Source organism: Nocardia sp. NBC_00403 (assembly GCF_036046055.1).
Lineage (GTDB): Bacteria > Actinomycetota > Actinomycetes > Mycobacteriales > Mycobacteriaceae > Nocardia.
The window spans coordinates 1522255-1542869 of sequence record NZ_CP107939.1 but is presented as its reverse complement, the minus strand read 5'-3'; the positions used below and the strand labels follow the sequence as shown (position 1 = coordinate 1542869).

Genomic DNA, 20615 nt, shown 5'->3' with positions numbered 1-20615 from the left:
CATATTAATTCGATTGTTCTTATGAGTCGAGCTGTTCACGATAGAAAGCGTGACCAACCGTGACCGCCTGCTCGGCCTTACCGTCGTCCTGCTCTGGGGGCTGAACTTCATCGCCATCCGGGTCGGGCTCGACCACTTTCCGCCCTTCTTCTTCGCCGCACTGCGCTTCGCGGTGATCGCGGTGCCGGTCGTGTTCTGCATTCCGCGCCCGAAGGTGCCGCTGCGCTGGTTGCTGTTGTACGGCACCGGATTCGGCATCTTGCAGTTCGCGTTCCTGTTCACCGCGATGCGAGCCGGAATGCCGACGGGGCTTGCCTCATTGGTGCTGCAATCCTCGGCGCCGTTCACCGTCGTCCTCGGTGCGCTGTTCCTGCGGGAGCGGCTGCGGCCGATCCAACTGCTCGGCATCGCCGTCGCGGTGGCGGGCATCGCGGTGATCGGCCTGGACCGCGCGCAGCACGCCCCGCTGCTGCCGATGCTGCTCACGCTGGCGGGCGGGCTCGGCTGGGCCTTCGGCAATATCGGCTCGCGGCTGGCGATGACCTGTGGTGCGGTCAACCCGCTGCATCTCACCCTGTGGATGACAGTGGTGTCCCCGATCCCGATGTTCGCGCTGTCCGCACTGATCGAGGGACCGACCACGGGTCTGGATGCCATGACCGATATCGGCTCCCCCACCGGTTGGCCCGCGCTGCTCGGTCTCGCCTACATCGTCGTGCTCGGTACGGTCGCGGGCTCGGGACTGTGGACATACCTGATGAGCCGTTACCCGGCGAGCACGGTCGCGCCCATGTCGCTGCTCGTCCCGGTCGTCGGCATCGTCGCCGCCTGGGCCGCGCTCGGCGAGACCCCCTCGGTGTTGTCGGTGCTCGGCGGGCTGATCGTGATCGCCGGCGCCTTCGCGGCAACGACCGCGGGCAGCCGGGTCGGCGCGAACAAACCAGCGCCGGAGCCGACTACTGCACGCCCCTCCGAGGAAGCACCGGTGCCGACACTTGCCGGCCGACCTCGACTCGCGGAGGCCTGACGCACGGTCGTACCGCTGGGCCGGGTGATGCCGAACCGATCGACTCACGTCGGATCGATCCCTACCCGGTAGCCGGCCGATATCGACACGCGCCAGTGCAGATCGCCCGGTCCCGCCACGAGGGGCCGGGCGATCAGCGCTCGCGAAGGCAGCGCTGGTTCGTTCGTTCACCCCCGGCCGAGAGCCCCGAGGTTTACCATCAGGCGGCGGTTAACCAGGGTGGGGTAGCTAGACCCCGAATAGGCCGCTTTACAGTGTGCAGTGCGTGTTAGTAGTCCCGAAAAGGCTGGGCAGCAGAGTTGCGCATGGCAGAACAGCGATGGACCGTGTCGCGAAGAGCGATGCTTCGTGGCACCGTCGCGGCGGGGGTGGCGACAGCGGGGGCATTGACCGCAGGTGGGCTACAGCCCGCGCCCGCTTCCGGAAGTCCGGGCAGCAGGCGGGTCGCGGTGCTCGGCGGCGGGGTCGCCGGGTTGACCGCGGCGCACGAACTGGCCGAGCGTGGTTTTCAGGTCACCGTCTATGAGCGTCGAGCGCTCGGCGGCAAGGCACGCAGTATTCCGGTGCCGGGCACCGGGTCGGCGGGTCGGCCGGATCTCCCCGGCGAACACGGGTTCCGTTTCTTTCCCGGCTTCTATCAACATATTCCGGACACGATGCGGCGGATCCCCTTCCCCGGCAATCCGAACGGTGTCTGGAACAACCTGATCGGTGTGCCGGAGGCGCGGTTCGCCCGGCGCGACGGCGACGATTTCCGGCTTCCGCTCGGACCACGGGCCCGCACCGCGTTCCGCCCGGAGATGTTCCGGGAGACGGTCGGTGCGACCATCAGCACAGCGCTGAAAATGCCTGCGGCCGAAGGTCTGTACTTCGCCGATCGCCTGCTCGTCTTCAACTCCAGCTGCGACGCGCGCCGGTTCGGGCAGTGGGAGCACATGTCCTGGCGCGACTATGTCGGCGGACATCAGCGCTCCCACGAGTTCCGCGCGCTGCTCTCCCGCACCCTGACCAGCATCATGGTCGCGGCCAAGGAGGATATCGCCAGCGTCCGCACCATCGGCAATATGGGCGAGCAATTCCTCGGCAATCCCTTCGAGATCGGCAACGACGGCGCGCTGGACCGCGTGCTGAACGGACCGACGAATGCGACGTGGATCGACCCGTGGGTGCGCCGGCTGCGTGAGCTCGGCGTGCAATTCGCGCTCGGCGCCGAGGTGTGCGGGCTGGATGTGCGCGATCGCCGGATCACTGGGGCCCGCGTCGTCGACGAGAACGGCGTGCAGCGCACTGTCGACGCCGACTACTTCGTGGTGGCATTGTCCGCCGAGCGGGCCCGTGCGCTGTGGTCGCCGGACGTGCTCGCGGTCCGGCCCGACCTGTCCGCAATGGACGGATTGTTCGTCGACTGGATGAACGGCATCCAGTTCTACCTGCGCACACCCGCCGATATCTCACGCGGGCACACCGCCTTCATCGATGCGCCGTGGTCGCTCACCTCGATCACCCAGAATCAGCTGTGGACCAGGAAGCTCACCGAATTCGGTGACGGCACCGTGCAGGACTGCCTCTCGGTCGACATCTCGGACTGGAATACCCCGGGCATGCTGTACGGCAAGCCGGCCAAGGAGTGCACTCGCGAGGAGATCGCACGCGAGGTGTGGGCGCAGATGACCGCGCACCTCAACGACCGCGGTGCGGTGCTGCACGACGCCGATCTGCATTCGTGGTTCCTCGATCCCGGCATCACCTGGCAGGCCGACCAACAGCGCAACGCCAACGCCGATCCGCTGCTCATCAACACCGCGGGATCATGGGAGTATCGGCCGCAGCCACACGGTGCGCTGGAAAACCTTTTCCTGGCAGGCGATTACGTGCGCACCAACGTCGACCTCGCGACCATGGAGGGTGCCAACGAATCCGCGCGGGCCGCGGTGAACGCGCTACTCGATGTGGCAGGCTCGAATGCCGAGCGGTGCCGGATGTACACGCTGTATCGCGCCGCCGAATTGGAGCCGTTCCGTCGCATCGACGCGGATCGCTATGCCGCGGGACAACCGAACCTGTTCGACGTCCAGATCTGAGGCGCGCACAAGTGTGATCGATCTCCCCGCACCGGAACAGAATTCGATCGCGGCGCTGCCGCTACCGGGTGTTCAATCGAAGTATGCGCGAGAGCATCGGCACCGACGAGATCACCGGCACCACCGAACTCAGGCAGCTGCTCGGCGAAATCATGCCGCGCGCCGCGAACAAGGAACGCACCACGCTGCACCCGAGGGACCGCGAATGGATCGCGAACTCGCCGTTCCTGATCATGAGCACCAGCGACGCCGACGGCAATTGCGACGCCTCCCCCAAGGGTGATCCGGCCGGCTTCGTGCAGGTGCTCGACGATCGGACCCTCGCGATACCCGAACGTCCCGGCAACCGCCGTGCCGACGGCTACCTCAATATCCTCGCCAACCCTCACATCGGCCTGCTGTTCCTGATCCCGGGCCGCCGCGAGACCCTGCGCATCAACGGTCGCGCCCGCCTGGTGCGTGATGCGCCCTACTTCGACGACATGGTGGTCAAGGGCCATCGCCCTATCCTCGCGGTCGAGGTCGAGGTCGAGCAGATCTTCCTGCACTGCGCCAAGGCGTTCATTCGCAGCCACCTGTGGGAGCCGCAGCAGTGGCCCGTCGATACCCTGCCGAGCCCCGCCTGCCTGGTCAAAGAGGTCCACAGCGATATCACCGAGTCGATCGAGGAACTCGAGCACTACTACTCGCCGGAGAACTACAACGCCAAGCTCTACCGCGACTGACCAGCGCGGGTCCCGAGCCCACCACATAGACTCGCGGCGTGGCAGATATTTCGGTGCGTGGGCGGCTTGCACTGCGAGCGGCAGCCGCGGCGTCTTGGGCTTCACAGAAGGCCGGACGCGGCAAAGGCTCGATGATCGGTGGATTGATCGCACTGAAGATCGATCCGACGGTGATGGAGCAGCTCGGCCGTGGCAAACGCACGGTGCTGGTGACCGGCACCAACGGCAAGTCGACCACAACGCGGATGACCACGGCCGCGCTGGGCGGCCTCGGTGCGGTGGCCACGCAGGCCGACGGCGCCAACATGGACGCCGGGATCGTCGCCGCGCTGAGCACCCATCTCGGCGCGCCGCTGGCCGCGATCGAGGTGGATGAACTGCACCTGCCGCACGTGACCGATGCGCTGAATCCGGCCGCCGTCGTGCTGCTGAACCTCAGCCGCGACCAGTTGGATCGGGTCGGCGAGATCAACATGATCGAGCGCAAACTGCGGGCCGGGCTGGCCGAACACCCCGACGCCGTGGTGATCGCCAATTGCGACGATGTGCTGGTGACCTCCATTGCCTACGACCATCCGAAAGTGGTGTGGGTGGCTGCGGGCAGCGGCTGGGCGATGGACGCGACAAGCTGTCCGCGCAGCGGCGAGCCGATCCTCTGGGAGGGCACGCACTGGCGCAGCACCGGCACAGATTTCCAACGCCCGGAACCGGATTGGTGGCTCGACGGCGAAAAGCTCTGTGGCCCAGAAGGTCTGCGACTGCCGCTGCGGCTTGCCCTGCCCGGCCGCGCCAATCGCGGCAATGCCGCCCAGGCGGTGGCCGCCGCGGTCGCGCTCGGCGCCGACCCGGCAGCGGCGGCGACCGCGACCGGAACGGTGCGGGAGATCGCGGGCCGCTACCGGACCGTGCAGGTCGGCGAGCACACCGCACGCCTGCTGCTCGCGAAGAATCCGGCCGGCTGGCAAGAAGCGCTATCGATGATCGAGCCGACCGCGGCCGGACTGGTGATCGCGGTGAACGGACAGGTGCCCGACGGCGAGGATCTGTCCTGGCTGTGGGACGTGCGCTTCGAACACTTCGAGGGCGTGCAGGTGGTTGCCGCGGGCGAGCGCGCCACCGATCTGGCGGTGCGCCTCACCTACGCCGGAGTCGAACACACCACGGTGGCGGATCCCTTGCGCGCCATCGCTTCCTGCCCCGCGGGCCGGGTCGAGGTGCTGGCGAACTACACCGCGTTCCGTGATCTCAACCGCGACCTGGAGGGGCGGACGGCATGACAGAATCGACAGTGCGGATCGGGCTCGTGCTGCCCGATGTCATGGGCACCTACGGCGACGGCGGCAATGCACTCGTGCTGCGACAGCGGCTGCGGATGCGCGGCCACGACGCGGAGATCGTCGAAATCACCCTGGCCGACCCGGTTCCCGACTCGCTGGACATCTACACCCTCGGCGGCGCAGAGGACTCGGCGCAGCGCCTGGCCACCCGGCATCTGCAGCGCTACCCCGGCCTACAGCAGGCTGCGGCGAAAGGCGCACCGGTGCTTGCCATCTGCGCGGCCATCCAGGTGCTCGGCAACTGGTATGAGACCTCGTCGGGCGAACGCGTCGACGGTGTCGGCCTCATCGATGTCACCACCGCACCCCAGCAGAAGCGCGCCATCGGCGAGGTAACGACCACGCCCATGCTCGCCGGTCTCACCGCACCGCTCACCGGTTTCGAAAACCACCGCGGCGGAACCACACTCGGCCCCGACGCGACCGGCCTCGCCCATGTCACCCGCGGTGTCGGCAACGGAGTCGGCGACGGGCTCGAAGGCGTCGTCCAGGGCTCCACCCTCGGCACCTACATGCACGGCCCGGCCTTGGCCCGCAACCCCGAACTCGCCGACCTGCTACTCGCCCGTGCCCTCGGCGTATCCGAGCTGGCACCACTGGACCTCCCCGAGGTCGAACAACTCCGCAGAGAACGCCTGCGGGCCTGACCGGAGCATTCAGCCGGCCGCGGCGCCACACAATTCGTGGACCAGGCGCATCTTCTCCAGCACCGGGTCGGGCAGGACGAAGGGGTAGAGGTCGGGGTGGCCCATGGAGCGGTTGACCATGTTGAGGGCCCAGGCCAGGGGCAGCCAGAGGTCGATGATCTTGTCGAAGCCCGCACGGCCTACTTGCGGGCGGTCGAGGGTGGCGCCCGCCGGTGCGAAGCCGAAAGCCGCCGCGGTATCGAGGGTGTCGCGGATGTGCAGATAGTGGGCGAAGGTCTCGGCCCAATCCTCGGCGGCGTGCATGGTGGCATAGGAGGAGACGTAGCTGCCGTCCCAGCCGGGCGGGGGGCCCTCGGAATAGTGACGATCCAGCGCGGCCTGATAGTCGGCGAACGGGTCGCCGAATAGACCCCGGAAGCGTTGCAGTGCCTCGTCATCAGCGACGAGCACCGCGAAGTAGTAGTGCCCGATTTCGTGGCGGAAGTGGCCGAGCAGGGTGCGGTATGGCTCGTCCATTTCTATGCGCAGCTGCTCGCGATGCGGGTCGTGCGCCTCGGCGAGATCCAGCGTGATCACGCCGTTCTTGTGTCCGGTGGTGACCCTGTCTGTCGCACTGGAGAGCAGATCGAACGCGAGACCGGTTTCCGGGTTCTGGTCGCGGCCGACGATCGGCAGTCCGAGTTCCGCCAACTCCATGATCAGTCGGCGCTTGGCCGCTTCGGCCTCGGCGAAGGCCTGCAGGCCCGCGGCGTCGAAGTCGTGCGGGCGGGTGCGGGTCAGATGGCAGGACTCGCAGAGCACCGGACCACCGGACACGGTTGCACCATCGGAGACTTGCACCAACCAATTGCACTGCGCGACATGCAAGTTGTCGCACAGGCGGAACCTGCGCCCGTCCACCGCGCCGCCCGGATGTCCGTTCGGCTCCGCGGTGGTGGCATCGGCGATCACCAGCAATGCGCGATCGGCGAGGCTGAAACCCAGTGGGCTGGAACACGACAGGCACACGGAGTTCTCGAAGGCCAATTGCTGGCCGCAGTTCGGACAGGTGAAATCGCGCACGCCGCTACCCCGCTACCGGTGCGACATCGACCGAAACGGTAATAGAGCTTTCCTTGGCGTCGGTGTAGATGATGCCGCGCAACGGTGGCACGTCGGCATAGTCACGACCCCACGCGACGGTGACGTAGCGCTCGTCGGCCAACTGATCGTTGGTGGGATCGAAGGCGATCCAACGACCGGTCCGATCATGTGCGGCCTCGCCCGGCAGCCACACCGCCGACCAGGCGTGGGTGGCATCGGCGCCGACCATCCGTTCCTTGCCCGGCGGCGGATCGGTGGCGAGATAACCCGATACATATCGGGCGGCGAGGCCGTGTGACCGCAGGCAGGCGACACCGATCCTGGCGAAGTCCTGACAGACGCCCGCGCGCGCGGCGAACACATCGGCGACCTTGGTGGAGACGGTGGTGGAGCCCGACCTGTAGGTGAAGTCGGCATGGATTCGAGTGTTCAACTCTCGCACCGCGTCCAGCAGCGGTCGCCGCTGTGTCAGGGATTCGGCCGCATAGGCGGTGACTTCGGGAGTGATTTCGGGCGGTTGCAGGTCCAGGGTGAACTCGACCGCCAGCGGCCCGGTGGTCGCGGACGGTCGGGCGTGCTCCCATGGTTCGGCGGCCGGACCGATGTCGGTGTGGTCCGGGATGTCCACCTCGACCACGGATGCGCCGGTGACGACGAGTTTTCGATGTTCGGCCGTGACATGGAAGTAGGAGGTGGTGTTGCCGTAGACGTCGGTGCCGATCGACCGATCCGACGGCACCGGATCGATGTCGATCTCGTGTGAGAGCAGCCGCTGCCCGGGGAATTGCCGAGGCGTGAGATAAGCGCGCCCATACGAGCTGCTCACCTCATCGGAGTACGAGTAGGTGGTTCGATGCGCGACCCGATAGCGACGAGCGGAATCCTTGCGGCCGATCATCCGACAACCCGTGTGCTGCCCCACAGCGGCTGAATACCCACTGGCAGCGCCAATCTCGTGGTCTCGAACGATTCGGAAATCTTCCGCAGCCGCAAGTGCACACCCTCCAGGAGCTCCGCCAATTCGGTACGCCTGCCGTCGGCGTCGGTGACGTCCAGATCATTCGGGTCGACGCGGCGCAGCATCCGTTGCGCGTCGGCCAGCAATCGTTGTGGCCGTGACGATCCGGACGCCGCGGGCAGCGCCTGGAAGTCCACCTCGAGTTGCTCGAGTTGATATGCCAGCGAGCGCGGATTGGCCGCGTCGAACAACAACAGGCCGGCGACCGCCGAGACCCGCACCGAATCCCGGTGGCGCCGACGGTAACTCACCGAGGACTCGGTGGCGCGCAGCACCGCCTCGGTCACCACCCGCTCGGCCTCCGCTGGATAGGTCTCGGTCAGCGCCGCCGACAACAGCGCGGTCAGCGCGATCCCGCGTTCGATGCGCTTACCGATATCCATGACGTACCAACCGGTGTCGTGCACCAGCGATTCGGCGCCGATCCCCGACAGCGACAGCAGCGCGGCAAGCGACAGCGAATGCACGGCCGACAACGCGGCCTCCTGGTCGCCCTCGGTGTCGCGATATTCGATCAACGCATGATCTACCGCACTGAGAATCATCCAGGTGTCAGCTGACAATTGATCACGCACCGCACGCGCCGCCGCCTCGTACCGATCGATCGCGAAGGCCAGCGAACCCGGCGTGCCCTGATCGGTGGTCAGCCGCACGAGATATTCGTATCCTTCTCGCGAGGCCCCCGCGACCGGTGGCCGATCGCCGCTGGCAGCCTGTTCCGGCGCGCTCGCTGACATCGACTGCTGTTGCTGCGCTGAACTACTGGCCGCAGTGCTCGACGCCCCGTCGACATCGTCCGCATCTTGTCGGTCATCGGTCGAATCGGCCGTCGGGCTGTCATCGACCGGCGCGAGCGTTCCGGTTGTTCGTGCCAGGGCCGACATCAGTGCCGTGACCGCGTCCGCGCCTTCGAGCCACGGGCGGTAGCGGAAGTCCTGGTACTGGTCGTGGGTCGCGATGAGCAGGCGCACCACCGATTCGGCTCGTTCGCTGTAGCGGCCCATCCAGAACAGGTCGTTGAGGACGCGCGGCGAGCTGACGGCTTCGAGGGCGGGGCCGCGGCGCTCGCGTTCCTCGTGCACCGGCTCGGCGGCGATGGCGGCGACAGCGGTGGGCGCGGCGCGCACCCAAATGTCTTTGGCGGCAACCTTGATGACCACCCGTTCCGGCTGCAAGCGCTGTCGCAGTTGACCGAGACCGCCCGCCATCGCCGTATAACCACCGCGGCGGGCCAGCGAGAACAACCGCATCCCGACCGGCGACGCGGCGAGACCCCCGTAGCCCTGGACGGCAGGAGCCACCGAAAACTGGGCGGGGTCCTGGCCCACCCATTGCCAGCCACGGGCTTCGATCCGCGCCGCGAGTTCCGAACGCTGCTCGGCGGACAACTCGGGCCCGAAGTTCGTCGAGCCGTCGACGGTCGACCGAATGATGAGGCGGTCGAGATTCGCGATCAAGTGCGACCGTTCGGCGTTGTCGCCACCCCAGTACGAGGGTGCACTGTCGAGCACCAACTCCTCACCGAGCAGTGCTCGCGAGATCTGCGGCAGGAATCCGGGCAGCGCGGGATTCTCCAGCAGCCCACTGCCGAGGGTGTTCACCACGGTCACCGCGCCGCGCCGCAGCACCTCCACCAAACCCACCACACCGAGTCGGGAATCCGGGCGCAGATCCAGCGGATCGGAGAATTCGGCGTCCACGCGGCGCAACACCACATCGACGCGCTTCAGCGTGCCGAGCGAGCGCATCCACAGCGCGCCGTCACGCACCACCAGATCCGCGCTCTCGACCAGCGGAAAGCCCAATGTCGACGCGAGATAGGCCTGATCGAAAGCGGTTTCGGAGTGCACGCCAGGACTCAGCACCACCACGACGGGGTCGTCGTCGGCGTTCGGCGCGGATTCGATCAGCATCAGCCGCATCGCCCGCGCGAACGGGGTGAGCGGCCGTGGATTGGAATGCTCGAACGCCTCCGGGATCGCTGTCGACACCACGCGGCGATCCGCGAGCGCATAGCCCGCGCCGGACGGGGCCTGCGCCCAGTCGGCGATGGCGCGGAACTGCCCGTCACTCCATCTGCTGATATCGCAGGCGTGCAGGAACAGCTGATGCCGACCGGGCACCGTGATGCCGTGCGCGGCCCGAACGTAGCCGTTGCTGCCGAAAACCACCTCCGGCGGCAGTAGGCCCGAAGTGATGGTGCGACGCGCGCCGTAAATGTCGGTCAGTACTTCGTCGAGCACCCGCGACCGCTGCACGAGGCCGGCTTCGAGCCGAGTCCAGTCGTCGGCGGAAACCAGCAGTGGGATGGGGTCGAGCCGCCACGGCGTCGGAAGCGCCGGATCTTGCGGTGAGATCACCTCGGTGTAGTAGATGCCGTCATCGTCGATCAGCCTGCGCACCCGGCTGTCGAGCCTGCCGAGCCCGGTGGTGCCCAGCTCGACGAAGTCGGCGGAGAGCTCCGACCACATGCGCCGCACCCGGCCGTCGCCATCGACCAGTTCGTCGTAGTAGCCGTTCATCGGGCGGCCGCATTCGTCGTAGGCCGCACTGTCCACACCCTCGGCGCGATAGCGGGCGAACTGTTCGGCGATCTGTTCGCGCACGTCGAGGCCGGTACCCTCGTGGTCCTCCGCACGCTGCGCTTCGTCGCGCATGGTCACCGCGCCGACCTCACTTCCGCTGCCAGAGGTTGCCGTTGCGCGCCGGATGGACGCGCAGTCGACCTACCGATTGCTGACCAGTCTCCATACCGTCCTGGCCCGGCGTAGGTCGAGAATGCCCGGCGCACCGATATCGGTGGACTGTGCTGTCATCTTCGCACGTAGTTCCCCTGGATCGACCCGAGCGGTAGTGTGCCCGGCCGCCTCGAAGCGCCGATTGCGGCGCGATTGCGCGGCCACGGCATTCACCGGTGGGTCGTCGTAGGCCATGCCCCCGGGGTGTGCCACGTGGTAGGTGCAGCCACCGCGCGAAAGTCCGGTCTCGGCGTCGATCAGGTCGAAAACCAGCGGCGCGTCGACGGTGATCGATGGGTGCAGCGAGTTCGGCGGCTGCCATGCGCGATAGCGCACTCCCGCCACCTGCACATCGGCCTTGTCGGTGGCGAGCAAGGGCACCGGCATGCCGTTGCAGGTCAGCACGAAACGGTCGCGATCGGCGCCGACCACGCGCACCTGCAGCCGCTCCACCGAAGAGTCGACGTAGCGGGCGGTGCCGGTCTCGGCGGTCTGCTCGCCGAGGGTGTTCCACGGTTCGATCGCGCCGCGCAGTTCGATCTCGACAGCACCGAGCACCACGGTGCCGATGCGCGGGAAACGGAATTCGGTGAACGGGTCCAGCCAGCTGGTGTCGAAATCGATGCCGTGCGCGCGCAGATCCGCGGCGACCTCGGCGATATCGTCCATCAAGAAATGCGGAAGCAGGAAGCGGCCGTGCAGATTCGCGCCGTGCCGAATCAGCTTCGCCCGCAAGGGCTGCGACCAGAATCGGGTGACCAGGCCGCGCACCAGCAGCGATTGCACCATCGCCATCTGGAAATGCGGCGGCATCTCGAAGCCGCGCAGCTCCACCAATCCCAGTCTACCCCTTGCGGTTTCGGGACTGTAGAGCTTGTCGATGCAGAATTCGGCGCGGTGGGTGTTGCCGGTCAGGTCGGTGAGCAGATGACGCAGCGCGCGATCGACGTACCACGGCGAGGCGTCTTTCGGCGCCGACTCTCCACTCAGCCTGGCTATTTCGGCAAAGGCGATCTCTAGCTCGTAGAGCGCGTCCTCGCGGCCCTCGTCCACCCGCGGAGCCTGCGAGGTGGGACCGACGAATCGGCCCGCGAACAGATAGGACAGCGCCGGGTGCCGCTGCCAGTAGGTGAGCATGGACACCAGCAGGTCGGGGCGGCGCAGCAGTGGTGACTGCGCGGGCGTCACACCGCCGAGGGTGATGTGGTTCCCGCCGCCGGTGCCGCCGTGGCTGCCGTCGACATCGAACGATTCGGTGCTCAGTCGCGCCAGTCGCGCCTGCTCGTACAGCGTCGACAACAGCTCGCACTGCTCGGCGAACGACGCCGTGGGCTGCACGTTCACCTCGATCACCCCGGGGTCGGGAGTCACCGACAGAGTGCGCAGCCTGGCATCGACCGGCGGTGGGTAACCCTCCAGCACCACCGGCTGACCGGACGGGCCCAGCGCCGCCGCGGCCGCCTCTACGTGGCGCACCAGATCGAGGAAGTCGTCGAGTTCCGCCAGTGGCGGCAGGAATACGTGCAGCCTGCCGTTGCGCACCTCGCCGACCAGTGCCGTGGTCGGCTCCCAGTCCGGATCTTCGACCACTGCGGGCGGTTCGCTTCGCGGCGCGAGCAGCGGTCCGACGCACAGTGGGTCGCGGTCCGGCGGCGTCCGCGGTGTGCGCCAGGAGATGGAATCCAGCGGTAGCCGCAGCCCGGCCGGAGAATCGCCGTCGGTCAACACAATTCGGCCCTCGGGGTGCTGCGGCGTCGCGCCACGCCGCAAGCGCCAGTCGGCGCTGGCCCACCCGGAACCGTCCTCGCGCCGATACAGCGGCAGCACGTACGCGGCGGGTTCGGTCACCGATGCATCGAGCTTCTCGAGCAGGGCGCGGCGCGCCGGTGCCGAATCCGCATCCGGTTCGATGTCCTCGGCCGGCGCCACGGGGTCGCCGACCGGCGCGCCGACCACACCGGCCAGCCGTGCCAGCGGATCCTCGAAGGCCGGCCGGACCTGCGTGTCCGGCAGCCCGATGCGCGCGGCGACATGTGCGATCAGCGCGCGCGCCGAATCGCGAGCGGCGGACACGGGCCGCTGCATGCGCCGAACTGCCGCACGGTCGGTGGACCGATCCGGCTGCCCAGGACCCAGCATCGCCGAAGTGTCGACCATGCCGACGGAATTGTCTTGCAGTGCAGTGTGTTCGGCCATCGGCTCGACACTCGACGCGGCACCTTCGGGTGACCAGTCGAGGACCCGCGGTGGCGACCACGGGTCGATGAGCAGGTCGGGGCGGGTCCACACCGGCTCGCCGTCGGTGCGCCATGCGGCAGCAATCTCCCAGCGGGGCAACGGTTCTCCGGGGTACCACTTGCCCTGCCGGTACTGGACGAGACCGGTCGGAGCGTAGATCCGGCGCAGCCGATCGGCCAGATCGATCGCGCGTTCACGCTTGTGCGTGCCGTCGGCGTCGGTGGTCCATTCGGGGCTTGTCTGATCATCGATCGAGACGAAGGTCGGCTCGCCGCCGATGGTCAACTCGACCTTGTCGGCGGTCATCCGCGCGTCGACCGCGGCACCGGATGCGGTGATGCGCTCCCATTGGGATCCGGTGTAGGGCAACGTGACTCGGGGATCCTCGTGGACGCGCCGGACGGTGTTGGCGAAATCCATGGTCGCCTTGGTCCGGCCCGTGGCACCGGTGATCGCGGCCGAGGAAGTCGGATGCGGTGTCGCGGCCAAGGGAATGTGCCCCTCGCCTGCGAAAAGACCCGAGGTCGGGTCGAGCCCGACCCATCCGGCGCCGGGCAGATAGGCCTCGGTCCACGCATGCAGGTCGGTGAAGTCGGCGGGCGGACCGGACGGCCCGTCGAGTGCGGGGACATCCTGGGCCAGCTGCACCAGATATCCGGAGACGAATCGCGCGGCCAAGCCGAGCTCGCGCAGGATGGACACCAGCAGCCAGGCCGAATCGCGGCACGACCCGATCGCGGTGCGCAGCGTGTGGTCGGGTGACTGCACCCCGGGTTCCATCCGGATCGTGTAGCCGACGTCCTGACGCAGCGCCTGATTGATCGCGACAAGGAAGTCGATGGTGCGCGGCTGGTCGCTCGGCACATGAGCGCGCACCCAGTCGCGGACCAACTCGCCGGGTCCCGAACCTGGTCCAGCCTCGTCCACCGGTCGCAGGTACGGCTCCAGATCCGCGAGGAGTTCCCTGCTGTAGCCGAACGGAAAGTGCTCGGCGTAGTCCTCGATGAAGAAATCGAACGGGTTGATCACCTCGAGATCGGCGATCAGCCCGACGGTGATCGACAGCTCGCCGGCCGGGTTCGGAAAAACCAGCCTGGCAAGGAAATTCCCGAAGGCATCCTGCTGCCAGTTGCAGAAGTGATCGGCGGGCGTCACCCGCATCGAGTAGGCGTCGATTCTGGTCCTGGAGTGCGGTGCGGGCCGCAGCCGCACCACGTGGGGATGAATCTCCACGAGCCGGTCGAAGGTGTAGGAGGTCCGGTGTTCGAGCGACACCTTGATGCCCATACAGCAAGTTCACCACACCGTGGCGCACATGCGGAGGGACATGGATCGCCAGTGTCCGGACAGCCGCGTTCTCGATGCCGTGGCGCGACACGCAGCCGACTTCCCGCCGACGCGCCCGCCCGGGTGATAGGACCGAATTACGAATCGATCTCGTCTGGAGGTCATATGCGCGCACCCACGTGTCGGTCCTGCGAATCCGCAGTCGACCACTGTCACGGCACCATCATCGTCCACCTCGGCCGGATCGCCGAATGCACCGACGAAGACTGCATCGATCTCGACCACGCCCGGCACGCCTTCGTCATCGACTGCGCCGATATCGCGGGCGGCTGTGCATGCACCGAACCGACCACCCCCGGCACCCGCACCGCCTGAACGCGCGGTCGGGCCGTGATAGCCGCCCCGTACCCTGTCCGGGGTGAACTACGACCACGTCTTGTTGCCGTCCGGTGCTGCTTCGACGCTCGCCGAAGTGGACACCTACCTGTCCACCCAGCAGGGTCTTGCCGAGACAGACGTGGTGGCGCTGCTGGCGGCGGAGCTGAATAGACGCAACGCCGAGTTACCCGAGGACGACCATTTCCTCGGCACGGATGCGGTCGGTGGCGCGGCGACCGGTGCGGTGCTGCACGTGCCCTGCCCCTATGACGCGATCGGCTACGTCCGCCAGTTGCTGTTCGCGCTCGCGACACCGCTGAAATACGCGGTCTACGACCCCCAGCTCGCCTGGCTGATCGATCCGGCGGGCAGCGTTCCCGCCGCCGTCACGCACGGTGGGGCGGGCGAATTCCCGTATCTCACGAAAGCAACCGCGCAGCTGTGGGTTTCCGAGCTCGCCCCACCGAACCCGTATCTGATCGTGGAACGCGCCGACCAGGTCTACATGCAGACCTATCGCGACGAATCGGGCACGTTCACCGTCGAGTACCGAGACGGCGCGCCCAACAAGCACTTCGGCACCACGCTCACCGACGCCTCGACCGTCGCCGACCTGATCTGGGAGTGGGCCACCGACGACCGCACTCGCCTGCACACCCTCGCCTGGACCCGAGTCGACCTCTGATCCGAACCCTCGCTGCGGCGACAGGCCTGCGGTTCACTGATTTTGGACGGCAAGCCGGCCCGCGAGAGCGATGAACGAAGCGCCGAAGATGCGCCGCATCCAGGTGACCACCATCGGACGGGAAATGACGTGGTTGCGCACGGCTGCGGCGCACGCGCCGTACACGGCGAATACGACGAACGTCGCGAGCATGAAGATGCCGCTCAGTTCGAGCATGCGCACCAACGCATTCGGCGCTCCGGTCGGCACGAACTGGGGCAGAAAGGCGAAGAAGAAGATCGTCAGCTTCGGGTTGAGGATGTTCAGCAATACCGCCGAGGTGATCACCTGACGTGCCGACGGCGCGGTGTGCTCACCCGGCGCGTCCTCCGGCACGGCGAGTGCGCCCTTGTCACGGAAGGTGTTCCACGCCATGTACAGCAGGTAGGCGACACCGAGATATTTCAACGTCTGGAACGCGACCGCGCTGGCGTTGAGCAGCGCGGCAAGACCGGTGACCGCGGCGATCATGTGCGGGATGATCCCGAGCGTGCATCCGAAGGCCGCGATCGCACTGGCCCGCGCGCCACGCGATAGCCCGGCGGCCAGCGTGAAGAGCACCCCGGTGCCGGGAGTGGCGACGATGACGAGCGTGGTCAGCAGAAATTCGATGCTCATCCCCGACACAGTAACCCGCGTCCAGCGCAGCGCAACCCCTGAAAACCACCGCTGGAATCGGTGGGCTACAGCGCGCGCCGACCCGACAGCGCGCGGCCGAGCGTCAGCTCGTCCGCGAATTCCAGATCGCCGCCCATCGGCAGCCCGGAGGCGAGGCGGGTCACGCTGAGGCCGGGGAAATCGCGCAGCATCCGCACCAGGTAGGTGGCCGTCGCCTCACCCTCGGTGTTCGGGTCGGTTGCGATGATCACCTCGGTGACATCGATGCCGTCCTCTTGGTTCCCGATGCGCGCCAACAGCTCCCGAATCCGCAGCTGATCGGGGCCGATGCCGCTGAGCGGATCGAGTGCGCCACCGAGCACGTGATAGCGGCCGCGGAACTCGCGGGTGCGCTCGATGGCCTGCACATCCTTCGGCTCCTCCACCACGCAGATCATGGTGCGATCGCGGCGCGGATCGGCGCAGATACGGCACATCTCGTTGTCGGAAACCGTGCCGCAGACCACGCAGAACTGCACGCCGTCACGCACCTTCTGCAGGGCGGCCTGCAACCGGTCGATCTCCGGCGGCTCCACCTGCAGAAAGTGAAAGGCTATGCGCTGCGCGCTTTTAGGACCGATGCCCGGCAACTTGCCGAGTTCATCGATCAGATCCTGAACCGGACCCTCGTACAACTGCTCCGTCCCCGAATCAGAAGTCCGGCAGACCGGGCAGCGATCCGCCACTCGCCAGCGGACCGAGACGCTGCGACGCCATCTGCTGCGCGTTGGACATCGCGTCGTTGACCGCGCCGATCACCAGGTCCTGCAGCCCCTCGACATCGTCGGGGTCGACGACCTTCGGGTCGATGGTCAGCGAAAGCACCTCACCGGTGGCCTTGATCGTCACCTTGACCAAACCACCGCCGGCCTGACCCTCGACTTCGGTCGCGGCGATCTCGGCCTGAGCCTCCATCACCGCCTGCTGCATCTGCTGCGCCTGGGCGAGTAATTGCTGCATGTCGAACTGACCACCGGGCTGCACGGCTGGTTCCTCTCTGCGGAAAGTATCGCCGTCCAGCCTAGCCCCGATTCGATCATTCCCCCGATCGGCATCGGCGAATGGTCGGCCGTCCCGGGCTCCGCCGACCAAAGGTTGGTAACGGATTGATTGCCAACCAAGGGGAGACGATCGTGAGCGGCCTACCATCGAAGTGGGCCGGAAACCGGTGGAAGCCGGTGTCGCAAGTCCGGAGATAGCATGGACACAAACCGAGCACTCATCCTCTGCATTCTCACGTGTTCCCTGGGTTTTGCCAGCTTGTTAGGCATTTCCTCGGCAGCAGCGGACGCCGGAGCCGACGGTGTGTCCGACTATGGCGGCGGGTGTTTGCTCGATCCGGGAAACCGTGCGGCGACGATAGATTCGCTGCGATTTCGCTGCTCCCCCGAACAGCAGGATGCAATCTTCGACGACGCGCCACGCGGCGCGGTCCCCATGGGGGTGACGGACGGCTGGGTGATCCGCCCGGTGAGTATCCGGTCGTGGTCGCCCGCCATCTGGATCGGTAAGACCTTCTACACCGGCCCCGACGGCGGCTACCTGATGAACAGACTCACCACCGCGGGCATCGAAGGCTGGCGCGCCGAGGTCTATACCGCACCCGCGATCCTGGACGGCGAGCCGACCTGGGCGCTGGACTACGCCCCGTCGCCGACACCGCAGGTATACGACGAAATCCGCGAGATCACCCCCGACGTCTGGTTCGGCTACTCCTGGTGGCGCGATGACGCACCGCCGGCAATGATGCTGATTCTGTCCTTCGCTCTCGCGACTCCGTGAACAGCCGCCGGCGAGCAGATCTCGACTTGGACACTGCCGCAGGTATTCCCAGCTACCGACAGGCAGCGCCGCCTTACCCTCGAACGTGGGGGGAGACCTGATGATGCGGTGAGTTCTGGAGACAGCGATGAGTACGTGCCGAGTTCTGCTGAGCGCACTGACGCTGTCGCTCGGATTTCCGAACCTCTTCCTAGCGGCCTACGCCCCCACTGCCTCGGCAGACTCCGGCAGCACCGACGATTCCACGGTCGTGGCGGCGCGCGACTACGGCGGCGGCTGTGTCCTCTATCCGGACAACCGCGCCGCAACCATCGCTTCGCTGCGCTCGCGCTGCGGACTGGCTCAGCAGATCGCCATTTTCCGTGACGCAACACCGGGAGAAGCCCCGATGGGCGTGAAGAACGGCTGGGTGCTCCAGCCGATCTACGCGCAGTCGATCGTGCCCGCAATATGGATCGGCAAGACCTTCTACACCGGCCCCGACGGCGACTACCTGATGAACAGGATCACCGGCGCGGGCATCGAAGGCTGGCGCGCGGACGTGTACACCGCACCCGCCATCGCCGATGGGATGCCGACCTGGGCGTTGAACTACACCCCCTCCCCGGCCCCGCCCGTCTACGACGAGATCCGCGAGGTCACCCCCGGCGTCTGGTTCGGCTACTCCTGGTGGCGCGGCGCCCTGCAGACCACACTGCTGCTGACCTTCGCCCTCGCTACCCCCTGACGGGATCCGGCTCGGCCACATCGGCGCTTATCCGGCCGATCCGCCGCCGGACATGGTCTTGTAACCGGGATGAATGCCGGGAGCCAATCCCTGCCGACCGGCGATGCGCCCGAGCAGCGTGGCGAGTTGCTCGTATTCGTCATCGTCGAGATCGCCGCACAGATCGTCCTCATGCGAGACGGCCAGTTGCGCCATGCGGCCGAGCAGTCGCTCGGCGTCACCGGTGAGGTACAGCTCGTGGTTGCGGCGGTCCTTCGCGCTGCGCCGCCGCTCGACCAGGCCTTTCTCATCCAATTGGTCGATCAGCGTGACCACCCGGCTCGGCACGACGCCGAGTTCCGCGGCCAGCGAACGCTGGCTGCGACCCGGTTGACTCGCGATCATCCGCAGTAGTCCGACATCCGGTGGTGTGAGCCCGATCTCGGCGATCCGTTCGGCGAATCGCTGCGTGGCATGCGCTCCGAGCTGAGCGAGCTGAAACGACACCGCTCGCATCGGCCGTCGCACGCCGTCGCCTCGCCGCACTTGCTCACCTTCGGTCACGGGGCTATCGTACCCATGTCGATATCGTTCACTCGAATGAATGATTCACTTAGGAGAAGTGATAGCCGTGTCCACACCGCAAACCGCCAACCCACCGTTGCGGCCACCGCAGGAGATCGAGCCGCCCCTCGGCCTCCTCGGCTTCATGACCGCCGCGTTGTTCATCGCCGGGCTCCTCGTCAGCACGTTCCGCGCGGAGGGAACCCCGTTCCCGTCGCCGTTCAGCTCCCCCGACGACGCGCTGACGTACTTCCGCACCTATCCGGACGCGGTGCGCACCGGAGCGGTATTGCAATTCGCCTGCACGATCCCGCTGACGATCTATGTCGCGACGGTGACGGCCCGCCTGCGCGCGCTGGGCAGACAAGCCCCCGGCATCACCCTCGCACTGGCGGGCGGAGTGCTCGCGGTGGCCTTCCTCGCATCTTCCGGCCTGGTCACCTGGGTCCTGACCGTGCGCGGGGTCACCGCGGAACCCGCATTGGTCCGTGCGCTGCACAACCTCGCTTTCCTGGTCGGCGGACCCGGCACCGTCGTTTCGACCGGCCTGCTCATCGCGGGCATCGCGATAACAGCCCTGCCCGCACGGCTTTTCGCGTCATGGGTGATCCGGATCGGGCTGGCCATCGCGGTGGCTTCGGTGCTGAGCACGCTCGTTCTGACTTTCCCCGTCGCCGCTTTCCTGCTGCCCATCTCTCGTTTCACCGGACTGGCCTGGCTGATCGCGGTCGGCTTCCTGATCGGGCGTCGCCCGACTCCGTTGTCCAACAACTGAATTCGATAGGAGCATCACCGATGAATCCCGACATGCTCGAAAAACTGCTGCGCTTCCAACAGCCCGCGAAGTCGCTGCCGTATCTGAACGGCCTCACCGATGAGCAGATCGCCGGATTGTTCACACTCGATGTCGGCGCATACCAGGCTCGCTGTGCCGATTTCACCGCGCGCACCCACCGAACTGCTGCGACGCTGCTCGAAGACCCCGTGATCGCGACCCAGGTCGACCAACTGCCCTTCGCCGCTGGACAGCACGTGGTCGCCATCGGCGAAAGCAGCACGGCGGATCGGCTGTCGTGGTTCGAGATCCTGCGGCAGTTGCTCGCGATCCGACGGCCGAACGACGCGATCAGGTTGACCAACCTGGCCGTGTCCGGATCCACCACAACACAGGCGCTGAGTTCGCTACCGGGACTGGGATTTCACCAGCCGGACTGGGTGCTGTGCCAGCTCGGCGCCAACGATGCCCAGCGAATCGGCGGCCCGGAAGGACCACGACTGGTCAGCATCGCCGAAACCGAGCGCAACTTCGGCTGGCTGCACGAACGTGTATCCCAGCTGACTTCCGCCGAATGGATCTGGCTTACCCCGACGGCGGTGGACGAGGCACGCGTTTCTGCTTTTCTCCACTTCGAACGAGCGCAGATCAGCTGGTCGGCAAAGGACCTCGAGGTAACCGCACAGATCCTTATGGAACGGCCCGAACCGACGATCGATGTGCTCGCCCGCACGACGCCGACGCCGGACACGCATCTCGAGGACGGCGTCCATCTGACCGATCTCGGCCAGCGGCAGGTCGCCACCGCTGTCGTAGCCGCGCTGGCCGATCTCATCTGAGCTGTCCGG

At 66.9% G+C, this 20615-nt stretch carries 19 protein-coding genes; 11 read left to right on the top strand and 8 right to left on the bottom strand.

Going from position 1 to position 20615, the window contains the following annotated elements; all coding sequences use genetic code 11:
- Positions 1 to 49: 49 nt before the first annotated feature.
- The 5 genes from OHQ90_RS06635 to OHQ90_RS06615 all read left to right on the top strand — a co-directional run bounded on the left by OHQ90_RS06635 (position 50) and on the right by OHQ90_RS06615 (position 5817).
- The gene (locus tag OHQ90_RS06635) at positions 50 to 1027 is read left to right on the top strand and encodes an EamA family transporter (protein ID WP_328408294.1); all 978 of its coding nucleotides are present in this window, start codon (positions 50 to 52) and stop codon (positions 1025 to 1027) included.
- Positions 1028 to 1332: 305 nt separating this feature from the next.
- Positions 1333 to 3108, top strand: coding sequence for a hydroxysqualene dehydroxylase (locus OHQ90_RS06630; RefSeq protein ID WP_328408292.1), 1776 nt, complete (start codon positions 1333 to 1335; stop codon positions 3106 to 3108).
- An 83-nt stretch (positions 3109 to 3191) separates the two neighbouring features.
- On the top strand, positions 3192 to 3833 hold the full coding sequence (locus OHQ90_RS06625) for a pyridoxamine 5'-phosphate oxidase family protein (RefSeq protein ID WP_328408290.1): 642 nt from the start codon (positions 3192 to 3194) through the stop codon (positions 3831 to 3833).
- A gap of 38 nt (positions 3834 to 3871) precedes the next feature.
- Complete coding sequence (locus OHQ90_RS06620) at positions 3872 to 5110, top strand: MurT ligase domain-containing protein (RefSeq protein WP_328408288.1); 1239 nt, start codon at positions 3872 to 3874, stop codon at positions 5108 to 5110.
- Complete coding sequence (locus tag OHQ90_RS06615) at positions 5107 to 5817, top strand: type 1 glutamine amidotransferase (protein WP_328408286.1); 711 nt, start codon at positions 5107 to 5109, stop codon at positions 5815 to 5817. Before OHQ90_RS06620 ends, OHQ90_RS06615 begins: the two co-directional genes overlap by 4 nt.
- Positions 5818 to 5826: 9 nt before the next feature.
- Here the strand turns inward: OHQ90_RS06615 and OHQ90_RS06610 are convergent, their stop codons facing one another.
- The 4 genes from OHQ90_RS06610 to OHQ90_RS06595 all read right to left on the bottom strand — a co-directional run bounded on the left by OHQ90_RS06610 (position 5827) and on the right by OHQ90_RS06595 (position 14181).
- Positions 5827 to 6879 (bottom strand): zinc-binding metallopeptidase family protein, encoded by a 1053-nt coding sequence (locus OHQ90_RS06610; RefSeq protein ID WP_328408284.1) that lies wholly within the window; start codon positions 6877 to 6879, stop codon positions 5827 to 5829.
- A 4-nt stretch (positions 6880 to 6883) separates the two neighbouring features.
- On the bottom strand, positions 6884 to 7798 hold the full coding sequence (locus tag OHQ90_RS06605; protein WP_328408282.1) for a transglutaminase family protein: 915 nt from the start codon (positions 7796 to 7798) through the stop codon (positions 6884 to 6886).
- On the bottom strand, positions 7795 to 10575 hold the full coding sequence (locus OHQ90_RS06600; protein WP_328412622.1) for a circularly permuted type 2 ATP-grasp protein: 2781 nt from the start codon (positions 10573 to 10575) through the stop codon (positions 7795 to 7797). The genes OHQ90_RS06605 and OHQ90_RS06600 overlap by 4 nt, the downstream gene beginning before the upstream one ends.
- A 69-nt stretch (positions 10576 to 10644) precedes the next feature.
- Entirely contained in the window at positions 10645 to 14181 is a 3537-nt protein-coding gene (locus OHQ90_RS06595; protein WP_328408281.1) for a transglutaminase family protein, read from the bottom strand.
- A 165-nt stretch (positions 14182 to 14346) separates the two neighbouring features.
- Here OHQ90_RS06595 and OHQ90_RS06590 point away from each other — a divergent pair, with 165 nt between their 5' ends.
- Positions 14347 to 14556 carry a hypothetical protein gene (locus tag OHQ90_RS06590; RefSeq protein ID WP_328408280.1) on the top strand — a complete coding sequence of 70 codons (210 nt, stop codon included), beginning with the start codon at positions 14347 to 14349 and terminating at the stop codon, positions 14554 to 14556.
- Positions 14557 to 14599: 43 nt separating this feature from the next.
- Positions 14600 to 15244, top strand: coding sequence for a hypothetical protein (locus OHQ90_RS06585; RefSeq protein ID WP_328408278.1), 645 nt, complete (start codon positions 14600 to 14602; stop codon positions 15242 to 15244).
- A gap of 33 nt (positions 15245 to 15277) precedes the next feature.
- On the opposite strand, the gene OHQ90_RS06580 is transcribed toward OHQ90_RS06585, so the two are convergent.
- From OHQ90_RS06580 to OHQ90_RS06570, 3 genes are all read right to left on the bottom strand, one after another.
- Entirely contained in the window at positions 15278 to 15901 is a 624-nt protein-coding gene (locus OHQ90_RS06580; protein WP_328408276.1) for a LysE family translocator, read from the bottom strand.
- 65 nt (positions 15902 to 15966) lie between these two features.
- The gene (gene recR / locus OHQ90_RS06575; protein WP_328408274.1) at positions 15967 to 16575 is read right to left on the bottom strand and encodes a recombination mediator RecR; all 609 of its coding nucleotides are present in this window, start codon (positions 16573 to 16575) and stop codon (positions 15967 to 15969) included.
- 16 nt (positions 16576 to 16591) lie between these two features.
- Positions 16592 to 16924 carry a YbaB/EbfC family nucleoid-associated protein gene (locus OHQ90_RS06570; RefSeq protein ID WP_328408272.1) on the bottom strand — a complete coding sequence of 111 codons (333 nt, stop codon included), beginning with the start codon at positions 16922 to 16924 and terminating at the stop codon, positions 16592 to 16594.
- A gap of 321 nt (positions 16925 to 17245) precedes the next feature.
- On the opposite strand from OHQ90_RS06570, the gene OHQ90_RS06565 reads away from it, so the two are divergent.
- A complete protein-coding gene (locus tag OHQ90_RS06565; RefSeq protein ID WP_328408270.1) occupies positions 17246 to 17722 on the top strand; it encodes a hypothetical protein in 477 nt (158 codons plus the stop codon).
- Between the two features lie 127 nt (positions 17723 to 17849).
- Positions 17850 to 18449 (top strand): hypothetical protein, encoded by a 600-nt coding sequence (locus OHQ90_RS06560; protein ID WP_328408268.1) that lies wholly within the window; start codon positions 17850 to 17852, stop codon positions 18447 to 18449.
- A gap of 27 nt (positions 18450 to 18476) precedes the next feature.
- Here the strand turns inward: OHQ90_RS06560 and OHQ90_RS06555 are convergent, their stop codons facing one another.
- On the bottom strand, positions 18477 to 18992 hold the full coding sequence (locus OHQ90_RS06555; protein ID WP_328408266.1) for a MarR family winged helix-turn-helix transcriptional regulator: 516 nt from the start codon (positions 18990 to 18992) through the stop codon (positions 18477 to 18479).
- Positions 18993 to 19059: 67 nt separating this feature from the next.
- On the opposite strand from OHQ90_RS06555, the gene OHQ90_RS06550 reads away from it, so the two are divergent.
- The gene (locus OHQ90_RS06550; RefSeq protein WP_328408264.1) at positions 19060 to 19767 is read left to right on the top strand and encodes a hypothetical protein; all 708 of its coding nucleotides are present in this window, start codon (positions 19060 to 19062) and stop codon (positions 19765 to 19767) included.
- Between the two features lie 20 nt (positions 19768 to 19787).
- Positions 19788 to 20606 (top strand): SGNH/GDSL hydrolase family protein, encoded by an 819-nt coding sequence (locus tag OHQ90_RS06545; protein WP_328408263.1) that lies wholly within the window; start codon positions 19788 to 19790, stop codon positions 20604 to 20606.
- The last annotated feature ends 9 nt before the right edge of the window (positions 20607 to 20615 follow it).